Here is an 18,417-nt window from a genome sequence, read left to right on the forward strand (position 1 = left end):
GAAATAATGAAGAAGTTGCACAATACAACAGTGAAGAAATATACATTAGCAACCTTGTTATTGGGAGCTGGAATGCACTCCTTTGCACAAGAAACACCAAAAAAAGTCGATCCTGCTACACCAGTGACAATTGATTCTTTTGATGTCGTACGTGATTATAAACCTATTCTTGCAGATGCGGTAAAAATCCGTCGTAGTCCTGATATGACCAATAAAAGGGAGTATCAGCCTAAGTTGAGCTATAATAATATTTCAGATAAGAAACTCGATATCAATACTGGATTGCGTGAGTTAAATGTGAAAGAATTGCCTTTCTCACAACTTGCTGATCAAACAAGTAACTATGTTAAATTTGGTGTAGGAAACTACAATACCATCTTAGGAGAAGCATATTTGGCCGTCGATAAATTTGAAAATACACGATTCGGATTATTTGCCAAGCACTTAAACCAAAAAGGTAGTATTGAAGGTCAGAAGTTCGCTACACAGGATGTCGGTATTTTTGGCCGTCGTGTTTACGAACCTTTTACAGTAAATGGAACTTTAGGATATAATCGTTATTCGACAAACTTCTACGGACAGGTGTTTGATAACAGTTCTAATTTAATCAATACAACGCCAGAGGCACAAGCTTTTAATGATATCTATTTCAACGGTGAACTGACAAGTAATGCAGATGTGGATAAGGCTGGGGCGGTAAGCTATTCTGCGAAAGCAGATGCTTATCTTTTTAAAGATAAATATGATGCTAAAGAAAATTCATTCGCCATATCCGGTTATGTGAATAAAAAAGTCAACACATTTAATGTGGGGGCTAATCTAAGTGCTAGCTTTAACTCAGTTGAAGATGTTAAGGTGGCAACAAAAAATCATGTAGCATCGATCAATCCATACATTAAATTTAAAGGTGATAATTATAATGTTACTTTGGGTGCCAATCTCGTTTCTGAGTTTGGAGATACCAGCCGTTTTAATGTTTTTCCAACAGTGGAAGCTGATTTTGCAGTTGTACCGCAGTATGTATACTTATTTGCAGGTGCAAATGGAGGTGTTAAACAAGGATCATTACGTGGTTTTGCAAAAGAAAATCCTTACTTAAATAGCAATATTGATGTACGCAATACTCTTGAAAAACTAAATGTATATGCAGGATTAAAGGGGAATGCAGGAGCAAATTTTGGCTATAAAGTAAAAGCATTTTACAAGCAGATCGAAGGACTTCCTTTGTATGTGAATAGTAGAGAAGAATTAGGAGGCGGTTTTGTTCCTTACAAATTTGATGTCATTTATGATGGATATTCAAGTAAAGCAACTCATTTTGGTATAGAGGGTGAGATGAATGTGCGTGTTTCACAATTGGTTAATTTAAGCGGTAAACTTAATATCGATGATTACAAAGTGAAAGATAATGAAGAGGCATGGTCATTGCCGAAATTCCGTTTCTTAGCCAATGCAAGATTCAATATTTCGGATAAATTCTTTGTAGATGCTGAATTATCAACTCAAGGGCAGACTTCCGCTTTAGCTTATACGTATACAAGTGCAACAGTAAGATCTGAGAATCCAAGTAAAGTAACCATCCCTTCTTTTGCAGATTTTAATGCAGGAGCAGAGTACCGTATCAAAAAGCAATTGGGTGTTTTTGTAAAGGCTAATAATATCTTTGGAAAAGAGTACGAGCGCTATCAATACTACCCACGTTTAGGTTTTAATATAATTGGTGGTATAAACTTTTCTTTTTAATACAAGAAGATTATAACTTTGCGTTAGCAAATAAGGAACAAGAATGAATTTAGGTAAAAACATCAATAATCTATTAAAGCGTTACGCTGAAGTTTACGTTAAGGGCTTGGGGGTGTTCAAAAGAAAGCATTCCGCAGCTCAGTTCGATAAGCAGCGCAACCTGTTTTTACCACCTATTTCTTATTTGGAATTTGATTCGACAGCCGAAAGCGGTTTTAATTTTATTCATTACATACAACAACAGCAAAACCTGAATCTTGATGCCGCAACTCAGGTGTTGCAGGATGCTGTTGCTGATTTAAAGGATCAATTGATCCAAAATGGACAGGCTAAACTTGAAGACTTAGGACACATTGTGAGCTATGGTTCAAGTTTAGTTTTTAAACCATTAGATCTCTCAGGTTTTAATTTTGAACCGATCAGACATGTTATTGCTCCAGAAATAGAGACTGTTATTCCCGATCGTGAATTGGAAGAAAATATTCCATTTTCTCCGACTGAACGAGAGGAACCCGTGGAAGATATTATCGAGGATGAACCGGCAGATACAGAGCAAGTAGAAGAGGAAATCGTACCTGAAACGGTAGTGGTAGCACCTTCACCAGTTGAAACACCTGTAGCGCCGATAATACATGAACCTGTATCCGAAACGATTGACGAAAGAGTAGAAACTGATCCAGCGATATTTTATCAGGAAAGAAGTACTAAATCAAATACAGTTTGGTATTATATTTCAGCAGCGATCATTATTGTGGTATCTGTTATTGTTGCTTTCCTGCTTAATCCCTCATTGAAGGATCAATTGTTTGGAAAGAAACAAGCAACAGCACCGGTCGTCGTTCCCGCACCAGTGGATACACTACCTAAAATCGATAGTACACAATTGAAGCAAGATTCAACTGCAATAGTTGATTCTTTAAAAGTGGATACAGCTGCACTTCAAACAACACTAAAGGAAACGGTAGTCGTAAAAGAATCAGTACCTGTAGCACAGCCCAATTATCAATTGGTTATTGCCACGCCACCAACAATGAAATTGGCAGAAGAGGAAGTGCATAGGTTGCGTAAAAAAGGATATCACACTGTGCGGGCAGTTGATAGCAAATTTAAAAGAAATAAAAAACGTGTGATTTGGGATACCTACATGACAAAAGAAGAAGCAGATCGGGACCAGGCAACTGTCGCGAATACTTTTTCAGGAGCATGGGTAGAGAAAATAGCAAAATAGTCTAATATAAACAATTTTAAAATTATAAATTATTATGTCATTGATTCAAAGCGACAGCAATCTTTTGGACACCGTTAATCAAGCTGCACAGCAAGCAGTACCTGTAGTAAGAGACGAAAATTTGAGCTTAATTCAAATGATGATGAAGGGGGGATGGATTATGGTTCCCATTTTATTATTGTTGTTTATTGGTTTGATCATCTTTTTTGAGCGTTTTCTGACTATTCGTAAAGCTGCAAAGTATGATGTTTCACTAATGTCACAAGTAAAAGCAAGTGTGCTTTCTGGTAAATTGGACGCTGCTTTAGCAGTTTGCCGTTCGAGTCACTCAGCATTAGGACGTATGTTGCAAAAGGGATTACTACGTGTAGGACGTCCAATCAAAGATATTGAAGGTGCTATTGAGAATGTAGGTAAACTTGAGGTTGCTAAATTGGAAAAGAACATTAATATTCTAGGTATTATTGCAGGTATTGCGCCGATGCTTGGTTTCGTAGGAACAATTTTTGGAGTAATTACAATTTTCCATGAAGTAGAGATGGCTGGTGGTATTGATATTGGTTCAGTATCCGGAGGTCTTTATGTGAAGATGGTAGCTTCGGCATCTGGCTTAACAGTTGGTATCTTAGCATATATTGGTTACCATATCCTAAATATGATGGTTGAGCGTTTGATCTTACGTATGGAGACAGATGCAGTTGAATTTATTGATTTATTAGATGAACCTGGCGCATAATCGCAGGGTCGTATAGCTAATTAATCAATTAAAATTTAGAATAATGAATCTAAGAAGTAGAAAAAATAAACCAGCAGCTGAAGTACATACTTCAGCATTGAACGACATCATGTTCTTTCTGATGTTATTCTTTTTGTTGGCATCTGCTGTTTCCAATCCGCAGGTTGTGAAGTTATTACTTCCAAAATCCAGTGCTGGAGAGCAGTCTGTATCCAAAAAAACATTGACGGTTTCGATTACCTCGGATTTAGCTTACCATGTTGAAAAGGCAGTTGTACCTTATGATGCATTAGAAGCAGCAATCCAATCGCAAATGAGAACAGGAGAAGAATTGACGATCATGATGTATGTTGATAATTCAGTCCCTATTCAGAATGTGATTTCAGTAATGGATATTGCCAACCGCTTGAAAATAAAAGTTGTTTTGGCGACAGAACCAAAGAAAGATTAAAGAGTTTTAAACCTTTTTTAAGGTTTAAGTTCTAATTTTAAAGAATAGGAGATAAATACATGGCTTACCATCTTCAACATGAGGAAAATAACTTCCCCAAAGCATTAGGGATTTCTACTGCTATAATGGGAATTTTGGTATTGATAAGTTTCTTTGTCATTTTTGGAACTAAAATGCCCGATGAATACGGTATGGGCGGTATGGTTGTGAATTATGGTACAGCAGAAGAAGGCATGGGCGATGATTACATGAGTGTTGAAGAACCTTCTGTAGATCCCAATGCTAATAATGTAAAACCAGATCGCGTCGTTCCAGAAGAAATACCGACACCTACACCTTCACAGCAGGTCGCTGACAAAGCAGTCGTGACACAAGATGTTGAAGATGCTCCCGTTGTTACGAAGGCTTCAAAGCCCGTAAAAACAGTTGCGCCTGAAACAACAAAAGAAGTGAAGGACAGTAAACCTGCAGTAAATTCGAATGCCCTTTATAAAGGCAAAAAGAATAACGGCACAGGTTCTGGTGATGGTACAGGAACGGTACCTGGCAATCAAGGTAGTAAATTAGGTGATCCTTTAGCCAGTAATTATGGTGAAGGTGGTTCTGGAAACGGTAATATGATGCTTTCAATTGAAAACAGAAGTTTTACGCAGAGACCTCAGATTGATGATAATGGACAGCAGGCTGGTAAAGTAGCTGTTGAGTTCCGCGTAAACCAATCGGGAGTGATCATTTATGCACGTGCCGGAGTGAAAGGTACAACCATCACGGATCCAAGCTTATTGGAAAAATGTGAAAGAGCTGTTCGTGGAGCTCGATTGAATCAATTGCCAAATGCGCCTGACTCTCAGACAGGCAGAATTGTATTCAATTTTAAACTAAGATAAAATTTATTGTCAATGCATAATTATAATGAGGTAATCGAGTATTTATATGCTCGATTACCTATGTTTACCCGTGACGGGGCATCCGCCTATAAAAAGGATTTAGATAATACCTTAGCATTACTTCATGCGTTAGGAAATCCACAAGATAAATTCAAATCTATTCATATTGCCGGTACGAATGGGAAAGGTTCATCCTCTCACATGTTGGCTTCTATCTTTGCAGAGGCAGGATATAAAACAGCCCTGTATACTTCACCACATTTATTAGATTTTAGGGAACGTATTCGTATCAATGGACAGATGGTCGATGAGCAATTTGTTATTGATTTTGTGAATAATCTGCATGCACTGATTGAAGAGATTCAACCCTCATTTTTTGAGGTTACGGTGGCTATGGCATTTGATTACTTTGCAAAACAGCACGTTGATATTGCCATCATTGAAGTTGGTTTAGGTGGTCGTCTTGATTCTACAAATGTCATCATGCCACTGGCATCCTTAATCACTAATATCGGTTTTGACCATATGAATATGTTGGGTGATACGCTTCCAGCTATAGCATCTGAAAAAGCAGGTATTATAAAAAAAGATACTCCTGTTGTCGTATCGGAATATCATAAAGATACTGCGCCTGTATTTCTAGAAAAAGCTAAGCTTGAAAATGCAGCGCTTGAGTTTGCATCCGACAAATTGCAATCAGAAATTAAAGCCATTAATGAAGATCATTTACAGATTGAAGTCAAGGATAAGGAAGGTCATATCGAGCAATACGAATTAGATCTAAAAGGAACGTATCAATCAAAAAATATATTAGGTGTCTTGCGGATTGTTGATCATATGCGGACACGAGGTTATGATCTGTCACAGGACGATGTAAAAAATGGTTTGCGAAAAGTACAGTCTTTTACTGGCCTTCAAGGTCGATGGCAGACACTTTCCAAAAAACCTTTTATCATTTGCGATACTGGACATAATGAGGATGGAATTAGGGAAGTTCTGAAAAATTTAGCCAATACAAACTATCGGCAATTGCATTTTGTAATAGGAGCTATGAAGGATAAAGATTTAGGACATATGCTCCCATTGTTACCTACAGATGCGATCTATTATTTTAGTAACCCTGATATGCCTAGAGCGATGCCTTCAGAAGAACTTGCAGCTGAAGCACATCTATTGGGACTAAAAGGAAATGCATATGGCCCTGTCGTAAAAGCTTTTGAAGCAGCAAAAAAACAGTATCAGAACGGAGATTTAATTTTTATAGGAGGAAGTAACTTTGTGGTATCAGAAGTGCTTGCCGCTATAAACTAATGTGCTGCCTGATAAGACAGCTATTGTAAAGTAAAGCAAAAAAAAAGAGCGAGCAGATCTTTAGATCTGCTCGCTCTTTTTTATGCCACAAGATTGTAGTTAAGTAATTACCCAATTTTCGAATTTTCTTCAAGTGCTGGGAATTTTATTCTATGTAAAATTTATCCAAATTCAATTCAGTTTATGAAGAAATTAATCGTTGATAGTCAATTCACCTCTGATATCCTTTTCGATCCAATAGGCAACATCTTTTTGATCTTCGCATTCACCCTGTAGGTACATGAGCTTTGTTACAGCAGCTTCAAAAGTCATATCGTAACCATTGAGTACTCCAATCGCTTTTAGTCCAGTGCTCGTCTCATAACGCCCCAGTTCAACAGAACCAACCTTACATTGTGATATATTTAAAATATTCTTACCGTTATCAATGGCTTCTTTCAGCAAATCTAAAAACCATTGATCGGTAGTGGTATTTCCGGAGCCAAATGTTTCCATAACAATAGAACGGACATCCGAATTTAATACTGCTCTGATTGTGCTAGGACTTATACCTGGAAACAATTTCAGAACACCCACGCGATCGTCAAGTTTGGTATGCAAAATAAACTCTTTACCACTGTTGTTTAATAAAGCATCTTGATTGTATTGGAGATGAATACCTGCCTCTACAAGAACCGGATAATTGGGGGAACGGAAAGCTTCAAATTTTGCCGAATTATATTTGAAAGATCGGTTACCTCTAAATAATTTATTGTCAAATAGAATACATACTTCTTGAATCATGGAGACCCCAAAATGCTTTGTAGACGCAATTTCTAAGGCAGTCATCATATTTTCTCTTGCATCGGTGCGAATTTCTCCGATCGGTAATTGAGAACCTGATAAAATGACGGGTTTTTGTAACCCTTCCAGCATAAAGCTTAAAACCGAAGCCGAAAATGACATGGTATCCGATCCATGTAAGATGACAAAACCATCATATTCATCGTAATTATCCTTAATGATCTGTGCCATTTCAATCCATATTTCAGGCTTCATATTGGAAGAATCAATAATGGGATTAAAGGAATGTACGGTTAATTTATAATTTAATCGACTTAGATCTGGAAGATTGCGCTTGATTAATTCAAAGTCAAAGGGAACGAAAGTTCCCGTTTCGTCTTTGACCATTCCTATGGTGCCACCTGTGTATATGATAAATATGTTATGCATGATGTGAGTTAGATTCCAAATATTCTTTTTGAGTTTTCAGTTGTTATTGCCGCTACTTGTTCTATTGGTAATTCTTTAATGTCAGCTATTTTTTGTGCTATATAGTATAGATAACTACTTTCATTTTGTTTGCCTCGAAACGGCATCGGAGCAAGATAAGGCGCATCAGTTTCCAGTACAATATGTTGTAGGTCTATCTGTTTAACCACTTCGTCAAGCCCCGCTTTTTTAAAAGTGACAACTCCGCCAATACCCAGTGCGAAACCCAGATCGATAGCATGTTGCGCTTGTTCAATGTTTCCTGTAAAGCAATGTAGTACCCCAAAAAGTTTTTCATCTTTTAGTTCTTCTAATAATTCAAATAATTCGTCAAAAGCCTCACGACAATGAATATCTATTGGTAAATTAAGATCTTTAGCCCATTGTACCTGCTGACGAAAAGCATCTTTTTGAATCTCCAAAGTAGATTTGTCCCAATACAGGTCTAGGCCAATTTCTCCGATAGCATACACTTTGTGTTGCTGCAGTGCCGCATAGATTTTTGTTAGTTCTTCTTGATAGTTTTCTTTTACATCACAGGGGTGTAAACCGAGCATCGGAAAACAGTTGTTTGGGTATGCATCAACAGTTTTCATGACTGCAGCTATCGATGCACTATTGACATTTGGAAGAAAAAGGCGATGAATATCTTTATCAAAGCAACGTTGCATTTGTTCTGCTAATGAATCGTTTTCGGTGTGGTAGTATATATGGGTATGGGTATCTGTTAGTAACATGGATTATAGTTATAGCGACGGTAAAAATAAATGTTTACGATGAAACGACCTAATTTGATGAAACTTAGTCATTATCACGGTGATGGATATAGCGCCAATGCTTTGAAAATTAGAAACTCATATAGCTGTTTTATTACGAATATAAAACTGCACAGCTTTTTTTTTGATTTTTTGTTAAAAATGAGAAATATTTGATCAAAATTTTAACTGTTTTATTATTTAGAACAGGATAAAATTCCTGTATTTAAGAATATTGTAGCTAAATCACCTAAATAATGCATATTCCTTCCTTTTACTATGGGATTTATAGCACTCATCTATCCGTCAATTAGAAAAAGATGCAGTCACTCATCCATCCATTTATTTGATATAAAAATCAAACGCTTACTTATTCTTATTTCCTCTTTATTTGTTTAAGTACACTTTGTCAGGTCACCATTTCAAGCAAATTGCTAAAAGTTTTACAGATAATAAAATTCTGATAATTATGGACTTAAACAAGCCAATTTTGCGTAATGCCCAAGCTAATTATTGATCCTTATCGCTTTGAAGGGTTTATCAACATTTGGAAATAGAAGACCAATGAAAAAGGGCTTATTGAATTACCAATAAGCCCTTTTTTCTTGAATATTTATGTCCTTATTTTTTTGCTGGTGTAGCAGGTGTCAATTTTGTTGCAGGAATTGTTGTTGGAGCAGCTGCAGGAGCTTTTCCAGGAATAATGTCAATAACTTCTACGTCAAAAATTAACGGCGAATATGGAGGAATCTCTCCAGCCTGACGTTCGCCATAAGCTAAATTAGAAGGGATAACCAATGTTGCTTTTGAGCCTTTGTTTAATAACTGGAAAGCCTCCGTCCAGCCTGTTATAACACCATCTACACCTAAATGTAGACGAAGAGGTTCATAAGGTCTTTGTGCATTGAATTTTTTATATTTTTTAGCAAGATCAGCTTGATTGGTATCAAATACTTTATCGTTTGCTAATTTCCCAACGTAATTAACAACTACTGTATCACCAACAGCGGCATTTTTACCTGATCCTGGTTTTGTAATTACATATTGTAAACCGGAAGCTGTTTTCTGAGTTGCTAATTTATTATTCTTTAAGAACGCTTCAACTTTCCCAGCTTCAGCCCCTTTTAACTTAGCGTTCTGTTCTTCAAAATATTTCGTAACCTGCTCGCTTAATTGCTGATCGGTAAGTTTACCTTTTTTGAAGTGTTTTTGAACTTTAATCGTATAGATGATGTATTTGTCAGCAAAATCAGGTTTTGGCTGCTTTGTTTTAGCCGTTATAGAATCTAAATTAATCTTAAATACCAAACTATCACCTTCACCTACAAATTTGAATAAACCAGTTGGATCTCCTGGGTTTTGTTTGATGATACTATCCGGATATAATTGTAGGATTTGTGGAACTCCTGCATCGTAAGTACTCGACATGACAGAATCTCTATCAGATTTTTGAATAATATCTACCGACAATAAATCACCTGCAACTGCCTTTTCTGCACCAGCATCCTTCACGATTTTGTATTCTAGGCCACCCTCAGCCTTTTTAAAGTTTTGGCAAGCAGTTAATAAAAGCCCTGATGCCGCGAATAGTAAAATTGATTTTTTCATTTAAGTTTAATTGCTTTCTTATTTTTTTTATTAATTCTTATAATCTGGTCATACGACTTTAGTCGTATTGAGATTCTGTTCCTTTTAAATAGTCTTCCTATTCTATGGAAGGAAACATCTCAGATCAAAGATAATTTAATTTGTTCAGTTCTGGCAGTAATTTTTACGTAAAAAAATGTAAACATGGATATGAAAAATAGCTATGATACTGCTTAAACATGGATTTTAAATTATCATGGAAGGCAAAAGAAAACATTAAAAATTTTTAAAGAAAATCATGCGATTTGAATTTTTATTAACCCTAATTTGGATATAAAGGAAAGGTGATTCTTGTGAAAATATAATATAAATTTTAAATTTAGGTCCGCCCCAAAAAAAAGCACTTATCGGTGATCCGATAAGTGCTTTTCATTTTGATAATTTCTGTACTTATTTCTTTACAGGCGTAGCCGGTGTCGTTGTTGCAGGAATTGTCGTTGGAGCTGCAGCAGGTGCTTTTCCAGGGATAATGTCAAGAACTTCCACATCGAAAATTAAAGGTGAATATGGAGGAATTTCTCCAGCAGGACGTTCGCCATAAGCTAAAACCGAAGGAATAACCAAAGTAGCTTTTGAACCTTTGTTCAATAATTGGAAAGCTTCAGTCCAACCTGTAATAACGCCATCAACACCTAAATGTAAACGTAAAGGCTCGTAAGGTCTTTGTGGATTAAATTTGTTATGTTTTTTAGCTAGATCAGCTTGGTTAGTATCAAATACTTTATCGTTTGTCAATCTACCGATGTAGTTAACAACTACAGTGTCACCAACAGCCGCATTTTTACCTGATCCAGCCTTAGTAACAACATATTGTAAACCAGAAGCAGTTTTCTTAGGTGCTAATTTGTTGTTTTTCAAGAAAGCTTCAACTTTTCCAGCTTCAGCGCCTTTTAATTTTGCAGTCTCTGCTTCAAAATACTTCGTAACTTGCTCACCTAATTGTTGATCAGTTAACTTACCTTTTTTGAAGTGTTTTTGAACTTTAATCGTATAGATAATATATTTATCAGCAAATGCTGGTTTTGGTTGTTGTGTTTTGGCAGCTACAGAATCTAAATCGATTTTAAATACCAAACTATCACCTTCACCTACAAGTTTAAATAAACCTGTTGGATCTCCTGGGTTTTGTTTGATGATACTATCTGGATATAATTGTACGATTTGTGGAATTCCAGCATCAAAAGTACTATTTAATAATGAATCTCTATCTGTTTTAACAACCATGTCTACCGACAATAAATCACCAGATACAGCTTTTTCAGCACCAGCATCTTTAGCGATTTTGTATTCTAGGCCACCTTCAGCCTTTTTAAAATTTTGGCAAGCAGTTAATAATAGTCCTGATGCCGCGAATAATAGAATTGATTTCTTCATTTCAGTTTTATTGCTATCTTATTTTGTTAATATTTCTTTATAATTCGGTAAAGCGGATTTAAATGTATTGATAACCGTTTGTAGATCATCATGTGAATTTCCTCCAGATGCATTGAGATGACCACCGCCATTAAAATATGTTTTGCATATTTCATTGCATGGAACATCACCAATCGAGCGCAAAGATAATTTAATTTGTTCTTTTCTGTCAATAATTAATGCAGCTAATCGAATTCCTTTAATTGATAACGCATAATTGACAAGTCCTTCGGTATCTCCGGTAATCACTTCGAACTTTTTCAAATCTTCTTGAGTGACATAAATCATGGCTGTATTATATTCCGGGAATACCTCTAAACGATTGAGTAGACAGTACCCTAAGAATTTTAATCTCTCTTCCGAAGAGCTGTTGTAGATCAGCTCGTGGATAGCCCAGTTCTGCGCACCACAATCAATCAAGCTAGCGATTATGCGGTGGATTTCGGAAGTAGTTGAGCGGAAACGGAATGAACCTGTGTCGGTCATTATCCCTGTATACAGACAGGTTGCCATATCAGCAGAGATATGCTCAGCATCTTGCATCTCTTCTGTTATAAATCTAAAAATTAGCTGTGCAGTGGCTGCTGCTTTAGGGTCCCAATACTCGTAATCATGGAAACCTTGAGGTTCAAGATGATGGTCAATCATACATTTTATACCTGTAGCATTCTCAACAGGAACAGCCATATCGTGGATACGGGACAGTCCATTGAAATCAAGGCAGAAAATGATTTCAGCGTCGGCAATTAATTTTTGATTTTCTTGTACTTCTTTGGTGTAAATGCGCACATGTTCTAAACCCGGTAACCAGTCTAAAAAGGAAGGGAAATCGGATGGAACGATAAGGCTTACATCATGTTTATGGGCCTTTAGCCAATAAAATAGACCTAACGAAGAACCAAGCGCATCGCCATCCGGCTTGAAGTGCGTTGTGATTACAATTCTTTTAGGTTCTGATAAAAGTGTTTTTAGTTGTTCTGATGTCAGCATATTCGTATTAAGTCTGCAAACCTACTATAAAAAAAAATATTTATAGCATTTTTTTATAAACATTTGAGACGTTTTTGATTTTTGATTTTTGTTTTTAAATTTTTGAAATACAATTTGTTAAAATTTATAAACATAAATTTTGTGATCTCGTTTAGAGCTAATTAAATACGACGAATTATTTCCAAAATCGATAGAGCCAAAATAGAATTTTGACATACCTTCAACAGGAAAGCCATTTCTGACAAGACCATCTTCATTGAAGATATAAATCATACGGTTATCTGTACCTACAGCAACAAGATCGTTATTGTTTGTCACTTTAAAGAATAAAGGTCTATTGCTAACTTCGTCCACAAATTTGTATGCAAAATATTTCGTGCTATCTTTCTGGTTATACACAGATAGATTGTTGTCACTAAGAACAACATAATCTTTATCTGCACTGCCACTTATATCTTCAAAATTGAAAGTGAAGTTTGTTCCCCAATCACCAATTTTCAATTTAATAGGATCACCCTCGAAAGGAACTTTAATTACTTCTCCTTTATCTTTCGGTACAATAACAAAGGAATTCTTCATGTCTGAAGTTGTTATTAAACCAATGGGGTTCTTTAACGTTTGCCCATTGACATTAAGCTCTTCTTTACGGATAAGAGTACCTGCTTCATTAAAAAAGTAAACTGACCCTTGGCTGGTTCCTGCAATGATAAAATTTTGATTAGCAATTGTAGCGGCTTTTAAATCAAATAGAATCTTGCTGTCCAAGCTTGGATTTTTCCAATCTTCGATCTTTTTTCCCGTCAGATCGTATACAGCTATCTGGTTTGAGCACGGAATATAGATTCTTTTTTCATTGTTGAAATTTGTCAGTGTAAGACCTGCAGAGGCATTGCTCGGTAAACCCACAGAAAAACCAGGTATTAACTTTCCATCAGGAGAAAAACGATACAGACGACTTCTGGTATTCAACAGTATACTACGGTCCTGCAATTGAATCGGTTGCCCTAAAATTTCTCCCTGAAAGAGTGTTTTCCATAATTCTTTACCAGAAGGGCTGAGTGCATAGACCGTATGATCCTGCTCTTGTACTAAAATAAATTTGCTGTTTTCAGTCTGATTAAATACCCAAGGATTATTGATTAATTTTGAGTTCATTTGAAATGTCCATGCTGCAGTCCCTCCAAAACGATTTTTAGATTTGTATAAGGCATAAAAACCTGAAATAAATCCACCAGCATTTCCACTTACTTGCAAAGAAGTCGAGTAAAAATTTTGATAACCAAAAAGTTCCTTATCTCTGAAGTTTTTAGCATACTCCGACTTTAAGTTATTAATGATTGTATTCTTCGCTGTTTCAGGTTCGATATAAAACGTAACATTCGCTCTGTTGCTCTGAATGGCACTATGATTCTTGAAGATGGCTGTTCCAGACATCATCTGGTTATCGAAATAAGCCTGACGGTACTTTCGTAGAACACCGGTCTGATTTGCCACAACAAGTACTTTTCCGATTCTTGTAAAGTATGGACGCTGAAAACTTTTGAAGGGATCTCCGAAACTTGAATAAAGAATGTTGGAATAATCAAATTGGTAGATATCATCTCCTTGATTGCTGCTTATTTTTTTTGAAGTTTCTATAAATTTACTGCTATCAGCTAAACTAACAAGACCTAGAATATTCTCATTATCCAATTCCGCAATTGCAAATTCATCATTCCATAAAGGTAAAATATCAGTTTGAAAGATTACTTTTCCTTCATTCTCAATGAGCTTTTGATGGCTCTTAATTTTATCAGCTTCCTTTCGATAGGTAAATAAATCGCTAAGTGAGCGATGAAAGCTATTGATATCAGAAAGGCTATAGTTAATGTAGGAAGAGGTGTTTTTTGGTAAAAAATTAGCTAAAGTTTGCACTTGTGGTGATTGATGAGCAAAAAGTTGCAGATAGTTATGCTGATTCAGGTTAAGCTGCGTTTCTCCTTTAAAAATTAATGCATCATCTTTGAAGTTTAGATTCCAGGCTGTAGATCCTTGTAATGAATCAATTTGATTAAGATACATGCCAAACTTACTGCGCATGATTTTTTTTGCTAGAGCTGCAATTTGATTATTACTAAAATAAAGACTTAACGGAGTATTCTTACTGTTTTGACTGATGAAGAATTCAATTTGCTTATGATCTAATTTTTTAACCGATTTATCAATGACCTGATGGATTATTGAAGGATTATAACCAGCAAAAAGAATATTTTCATGAAGTGTACAGAACAGCACAGAATCTTTAATACCCTTATCAAAACTGTAAATGCGGTGACCTAGCGTGTCAGTTTGATTTTTCTTGTATTTTTTATCTACACCTTGAAATAAAGCTTCTAAGGTCTTATCGTTTATTTTTTCATTTAGACCGACCGTATATAATGATGCAATACCCGATTTTGTAGGGTGATAGGAAAGAATGACTTCCACATCCTGCACTTTCCCTTTAATCGATGCCGCACTTAAGAAATCCTGCTTAATTGTTTTGAGATTGTCAAAATCTTGTTTTCCCTGAATTGCTTCAAACAGTTCGAAATTCTGGAAAATTGTATCCGTTGTTTCGTTATTTCTGAAAGCTGCAATAAAGTAGGTATCAGCAGGTAAATACTGGAGTGTTTTTGTCGCAGTTTCTTGCTTGCTGCTGCTGTCGGAGAAGTAGTAGATGGAAGCCGCAACTACGGCTATAAAAAGTAGGACAGTAACAATAATCGTATTTCTCATATCTAATAACAAACGTACTAAAAAATATCTGGAACCTGAGTTGTCACAAATGTAAGTACTCCTTTGTAACAATAAATTTAACAAATATTCTCCTTTTCTGAGGAAGATTTGATACATTTATCCAGCATTAATAAAATATAGACGTAATTTTCGATTAATGAATAAGAGAATCATCCTAGTGGCTGCATTTTTTGGTGCACTAGCTGTTATTTTAGGCGCTTTCGGTGCGCATGGTTTAGAAGGTAAGATTAGTGAACAACATATCGAAACTTGGAAAACTGCCAATCAGTACCATTTTTACCATACTTTGGCTTTGTTGTTTCTGTCCACTTTTTCGCGGGCAAAAACTGCATCTATCCGTGTCTCATTTATAGCCTTTATAATTGGATTGCTTTTCTTTTCAGGTTCTTTATATCTGTTAAGTGTGCGCGAAATTACAGGTTTTGGAAATCCAGCTATTCTTGGCCCAATAACACCGCTGGGTGGGGTCGCCTTTATAGTAGGTTGGGCAGCACTTTTCGTTGCTGCATTAAAGAATAAGTCATAATTTAACGGTTTTATTACCGTAAGATGAGCCCTCGGAGAAATTAACGTTTTTTCGAGGGCTTATTTTTTAGTAATTTTACATGATACTTGAAATGAATATGCCAGAGCCTCAAAACTTATTTTTTACAGACCGAGCAACTGTTTTTGTTGATGTTATTTTGCCTTTAGCATTAGCGAATACCTATACTTACCGAATTCCAGTTGAATGGAATGATAAGATCCAGGTCGGTGTTCGTGTTATGGTGCAATTTGGAAAGAATAAAATCTATTCTGCTATTGTAAAACAAATAACGAAAGAGGCGCCAAAGCATTATGAAGCAAAGTATATTTTAGACATCATTGATGAAAAACCTATCGTAGATGGTGCACAACTACAGTTGTGGGACTGGATATCTGATTATTATATGTGTTCATTGGGAGAGGTTATGCAAGCTGCTTTACCCTCTGCTTTGAAATTGGCAAGTGAAACTAAGATCGCCTCGGCTATTCCAGAAGATTTCGACCGTTCGACTTTGACTGATAAAGAGTATCTGATCATTGAAGCACTTGAGGTGGCCGGTGAACTAAAAGTAAATGATATCGTTAAGCTATTGAGTCAAAAGTCTGTTTTCCCCATATTGAAAGCGATGTTTGATAAGGGAATAATATTGATTTCTGAAGAGATTACTGAACGATATAAACCAAAGACTAAAGTTTTTTTCTCTTTTGCTCTGGAATTTCGGGATGAAGATGGTAAACGGAACTTATTAGATGCCTTAAATCGAGCTCCAAAACAGCAGGATGCCGTATTGGGTTTCATGCAATTGTTGAAAAAAGGAGTGGATGTTACCCGACAGATGATAATGGAAGCATCGGGATGTGGTTCGGGCGCCATTACAGCATTAGTTGATAAAGGCGTATTTCAGGTTAAAGAGAAAGTCGTCAGCCGTTTTCAAGGAGAAGATCTCGAATTGGAGGCCAATTTTGAATTTAATAATAATCAAAAACGTGTTTTTGACGAAATTCATCAGTGCTTTGAAACTAAAGATGTCACCTTATTGCATGGTGTGACAGCATCGGGGAAAACACAACTCTATATCAGATTGATTGAGGAAGCATTGGCAAGAGGTCATTCAGCCCTATATTTACTGCCTGAAATAGCTTTAACATCACAGATTACCGCACGTCTCAAATTGCATTTTGGCGATAAACTTGGTGTATATCATTCGAAATTTAATGATAACGAACGTGCTGAGGTATGGCATAAGGTAATGAAAAACGAATTTAAGGTTATCGTAGGTGCCCGTTCTTCCGTGTTTTTACCTTTTCAAGATCTGGGGATTATTATTGTCGATGAAGAGCATGAGAGTTCTTACAAACAATATGATCCCGCACCGCGCTATCATGCCCGTGATACAGCGATATATTTGGGGTATATTCATCAGACTAAAGTCTTACTAGGTTCTGCAACACCATCTATTGAAAGTTTCTATAATGCAAAATCCAAGAAATATGGTTTTGTACAGCTTTTAGAACGTTTTGGTCAAGCACAATTGCCAGAAATCCATATTGTCGATATACCGCAAGAAGGAAGAAAGGAAAATATGTTTTCATACTTCTCGGGTACTTTATTAAAAGCTATAGAAGGAGCATTGGAACGTAAGGAACAAGTGATTCTATTTCAGAATCGACGTGGACATACCACCATAATTCAATGTAACACCTGTGGTTTTGTAGCTAAATGTGTGAACTGTGATGTCAGTATGACTTACCATAAGAGTTCAAACATGATGCATTGCCATTACTGTGGCCACGTGGAACCTCCAATTAAAATCTGCCCCGCATGTGGTATGCCACATATCGAAAGTAAAGGTTTTGGAACCGAGCGTGTAGAGGAAGAACTGGAATTACTGATGCCTAATGTCCGAATAGGACGTTTGGATCTAGATTCTACAAAAGGGAAAAATGGTTTTGATAAAATTATAGGTGCTTTTGATGAACATGAATTTGATATTCTGATCGGTACACAAATGGTTGCAAAAGGACTGGATTTTGGAAAGGTCAGCTTAATCGGTATCATCAATGCAGATACCATGATTAATTTTCCTGATTTTAGAGCCTATGAAAGAGCTTTTTCACTTTTCTTGCAGGTCGCAGGACGTGCAGGAAGAAGAGAGGCAGGAGGACAGGTTATCATTCAGACTTACACACCAAAACACCGTGTGTTAGAACAGGTTGTTGCGCATGATTATCAAGCCATGTTTGATACAGAGATCATTGAACGTAAAAATTTTGCATATCCGCCGTTCTACCGTGTGATCAGAATCGATATTAAGCATATGGATATCCAGAAATGTTATGACGGAGCTAAAAAATTTGCGTCAGGTCTGCGCCAGCAATTAGGTTCACGGGTTCTTGGACCAGAAACCCCTTTAGTAGGAAGAGTACGTAATTATTTTATTCAGACGATCACATTGAAAATTGAACGCAATAACATCAGTATTGTTAAAGTAAAAGATCTGATTAAGATGGTGAAGAATGATTTTATTGCAGATAAAGCAAACACGGGTTCACGCATTGTGATCGATGTAGATCCTTATTAGAGGAATCGGTAGATGAAATTAGCCAAAAATTATTCTTTTCAAATGAAATGGCTTGCAGGCTAATTGATTAGTTATGAAAAAGTTCTTGTAGTGGTAATTGTTAAATAACAATAGTATTTT

General features: G+C 36.3%; 14 protein-coding genes. 8 read left to right on the forward strand and 6 right to left on the reverse strand.

Going from position 1 to position 18,417, the window contains the following annotated elements; translation table 11 throughout:
• Nucleotides 1–6: 6 nt before the first annotated feature.
• Genes M2265_RS19980 through M2265_RS20005 form a run of 6 tightly spaced genes read left to right on the forward strand, consistent with a single transcriptional unit; the run spans nt 7 to nt 6,356 of the window.
• Entirely contained in the window at nt 7–1,743 is a 1,737-nt protein-coding gene (locus M2265_RS19980; protein WP_132769022.1) for a TonB-dependent receptor, read from the forward strand.
• A 43-nt stretch (nt 1,744–1,786) separates the two neighbouring features.
• Nucleotides 1,787–2,971 carry an SPOR domain-containing protein gene (locus M2265_RS19985; RefSeq protein ID WP_132769020.1) on the forward strand — a complete coding sequence of 395 codons (1,185 nt, stop codon included), beginning with the start codon at nt 1,787–1,789 and terminating at the stop codon, nt 2,969–2,971.
• 34 nt (nt 2,972–3,005) lie between these two features.
• Nucleotides 3,006–3,707: a MotA/TolQ/ExbB proton channel family protein gene (locus tag M2265_RS19990; RefSeq protein ID WP_132769018.1), complete on the forward strand. Its 702-nt coding sequence runs from the start codon at nt 3,006–3,008 to the stop codon at nt 3,705–3,707.
• Nucleotides 3,708–3,750: 43 nt separating this feature from the next.
• On the forward strand, nt 3,751–4,158 hold the full coding sequence (locus M2265_RS19995) for an ExbD/TolR family protein (RefSeq protein WP_132769016.1): 408 nt from the start codon (nt 3,751–3,753) through the stop codon (nt 4,156–4,158).
• A 59-nt stretch (nt 4,159–4,217) separates the two neighbouring features.
• Nucleotides 4,218–5,045: an energy transducer TonB gene (locus M2265_RS20000; protein WP_132769014.1), complete on the forward strand. Its 828-nt coding sequence runs from the start codon at nt 4,218–4,220 to the stop codon at nt 5,043–5,045.
• Between the two features lie 12 nt (nt 5,046–5,057).
• Entirely contained in the window at nt 5,058–6,356 is a 1,299-nt protein-coding gene (locus tag M2265_RS20005) for a bifunctional folylpolyglutamate synthase/dihydrofolate synthase (RefSeq protein ID WP_132769012.1), read from the forward strand.
• Between the two features lie 192 nt (nt 6,357–6,548).
• Here the strand turns inward: M2265_RS20005 and M2265_RS20010 are convergent, their stop codons facing one another.
• The 6 genes from M2265_RS20010 to M2265_RS20035 form a co-directional block, all read right to left on the reverse strand.
• Entirely contained in the window at nt 6,549–7,568 is a 1,020-nt protein-coding gene (locus M2265_RS20010) for an asparaginase (RefSeq protein WP_021188735.1), read from the reverse strand.
• An 8-nt stretch (nt 7,569–7,576) separates the two neighbouring features.
• A complete protein-coding gene (locus M2265_RS20015) occupies nt 7,577–8,344 on the reverse strand; it encodes a TatD family hydrolase (protein WP_021188736.1) in 768 nt (255 codons plus the stop codon).
• 639 nt (nt 8,345–8,983) lie between these two features.
• Nucleotides 8,984–9,970 carry an FKBP-type peptidyl-prolyl cis-trans isomerase gene (locus M2265_RS20020; RefSeq protein ID WP_132769010.1) on the reverse strand — a complete coding sequence of 329 codons (987 nt, stop codon included), beginning with the start codon at nt 9,968–9,970 and terminating at the stop codon, nt 8,984–8,986.
• A 429-nt stretch (nt 9,971–10,399) separates the two neighbouring features.
• The gene (locus M2265_RS20025) at nt 10,400–11,383 is read right to left on the reverse strand and encodes an FKBP-type peptidyl-prolyl cis-trans isomerase (RefSeq protein ID WP_132769008.1); all 984 of its coding nucleotides are present in this window, start codon (nt 11,381–11,383) and stop codon (nt 10,400–10,402) included.
• A gap of 18 nt (nt 11,384–11,401) precedes the next feature.
• The gene (locus M2265_RS20030; protein ID WP_132769006.1) at nt 11,402–12,412 is read right to left on the reverse strand and encodes a DHH family phosphoesterase; all 1,011 of its coding nucleotides are present in this window, start codon (nt 12,410–12,412) and stop codon (nt 11,402–11,404) included.
• A gap of 117 nt (nt 12,413–12,529) precedes the next feature.
• Nucleotides 12,530–15,169, reverse strand: a complete 2,640-nt coding sequence (locus tag M2265_RS20035) for a PQQ-binding-like beta-propeller repeat protein (protein WP_165905853.1) — start codon at nt 15,167–15,169, stop codon at nt 12,530–12,532.
• 157 nt (nt 15,170–15,326) lie between these two features.
• Between M2265_RS20035 and M2265_RS20040 the strand changes: the two genes are divergently transcribed.
• Nucleotides 15,327–15,716 carry a DUF423 domain-containing protein gene (locus M2265_RS20040; RefSeq protein ID WP_021190553.1) on the forward strand — a complete coding sequence of 130 codons (390 nt, stop codon included), beginning with the start codon at nt 15,327–15,329 and terminating at the stop codon, nt 15,714–15,716.
• 79 nt (nt 15,717–15,795) lie between these two features.
• A complete protein-coding gene (gene priA / locus M2265_RS20045) occupies nt 15,796–18,297 on the forward strand; it encodes a primosomal protein N' (protein WP_243655393.1) in 2,502 nt (833 codons plus the stop codon).
• The last annotated feature ends 120 nt before the right edge of the window (nt 18,298–18,417 follow it).

The sequence above is a fragment of the Sphingobacterium kitahiroshimense genome (genome assembly GCF_025961315.1).
In the GTDB taxonomy this organism is placed as follows: Bacteria; Bacteroidota; Bacteroidia; order Sphingobacteriales; family Sphingobacteriaceae; genus Sphingobacterium; species Sphingobacterium anhuiense.

Bases quoted from the DNA above. Each gene is read 5' to 3' on its own strand.
- M2265_RS20015 (WP_021188736.1), bottom strand. From the start codon at position 8,344: ATGTTACTAACAGATACCCATACCCATATATACTACCACACCGAAAAC.
- M2265_RS20035 (WP_165905853.1), bottom strand. From the start codon at position 15,169: ATGAGAAATACGATTATTGTTACTGTCCTACTTTTTATAGCCGTAGTT.
- M2265_RS19990 (WP_132769018.1), top strand. From the start codon at position 3,006: ATGTCATTGATTCAAAGCGACAGCAATCTTTTGGACACCGTTAATCAA.
- M2265_RS20010 (WP_021188735.1), bottom strand. From the start codon at position 7,568: ATGCATAACATATTTATCATATACACAGGTGGCACCATAGGAATGGTC.
- M2265_RS20000 (WP_132769014.1), top strand. From the start codon at position 4,218: ATGGCTTACCATCTTCAACATGAGGAAAATAACTTCCCCAAAGCATTA.
- M2265_RS20025 (WP_132769008.1), bottom strand. From the start codon at position 11,383: ATGAAGAAATCAATTCTATTATTCGCGGCATCAGGACTATTATTAACT.
- M2265_RS19985 (WP_132769020.1), top strand. From the start codon at position 1,787: ATGAATTTAGGTAAAAACATCAATAATCTATTAAAGCGTTACGCTGAA.
- M2265_RS19980 (WP_132769022.1), top strand. From the start codon at position 7: ATGAAGAAGTTGCACAATACAACAGTGAAGAAATATACATTAGCAACC.
- M2265_RS20030 (WP_132769006.1), bottom strand. From the start codon at position 12,412: ATGCTGACATCAGAACAACTAAAAACACTTTTATCAGAACCTAAAAGA.
- priA (WP_243655393.1), top strand. From the start codon at position 15,796: ATGATACTTGAAATGAATATGCCAGAGCCTCAAAACTTATTTTTTACA.
- M2265_RS20020 (WP_132769010.1), bottom strand. From the start codon at position 9,970: ATGAAAAAATCAATTTTACTATTCGCGGCATCAGGGCTTTTATTAACT.
- M2265_RS20040 (WP_021190553.1), top strand. From the start codon at position 15,327: ATGAATAAGAGAATCATCCTAGTGGCTGCATTTTTTGGTGCACTAGCT.
- M2265_RS19995 (WP_132769016.1), top strand. From the start codon at position 3,751: ATGAATCTAAGAAGTAGAAAAAATAAACCAGCAGCTGAAGTACATACT.
- M2265_RS20005 (WP_132769012.1), top strand. From the start codon at position 5,058: ATGCATAATTATAATGAGGTAATCGAGTATTTATATGCTCGATTACCT.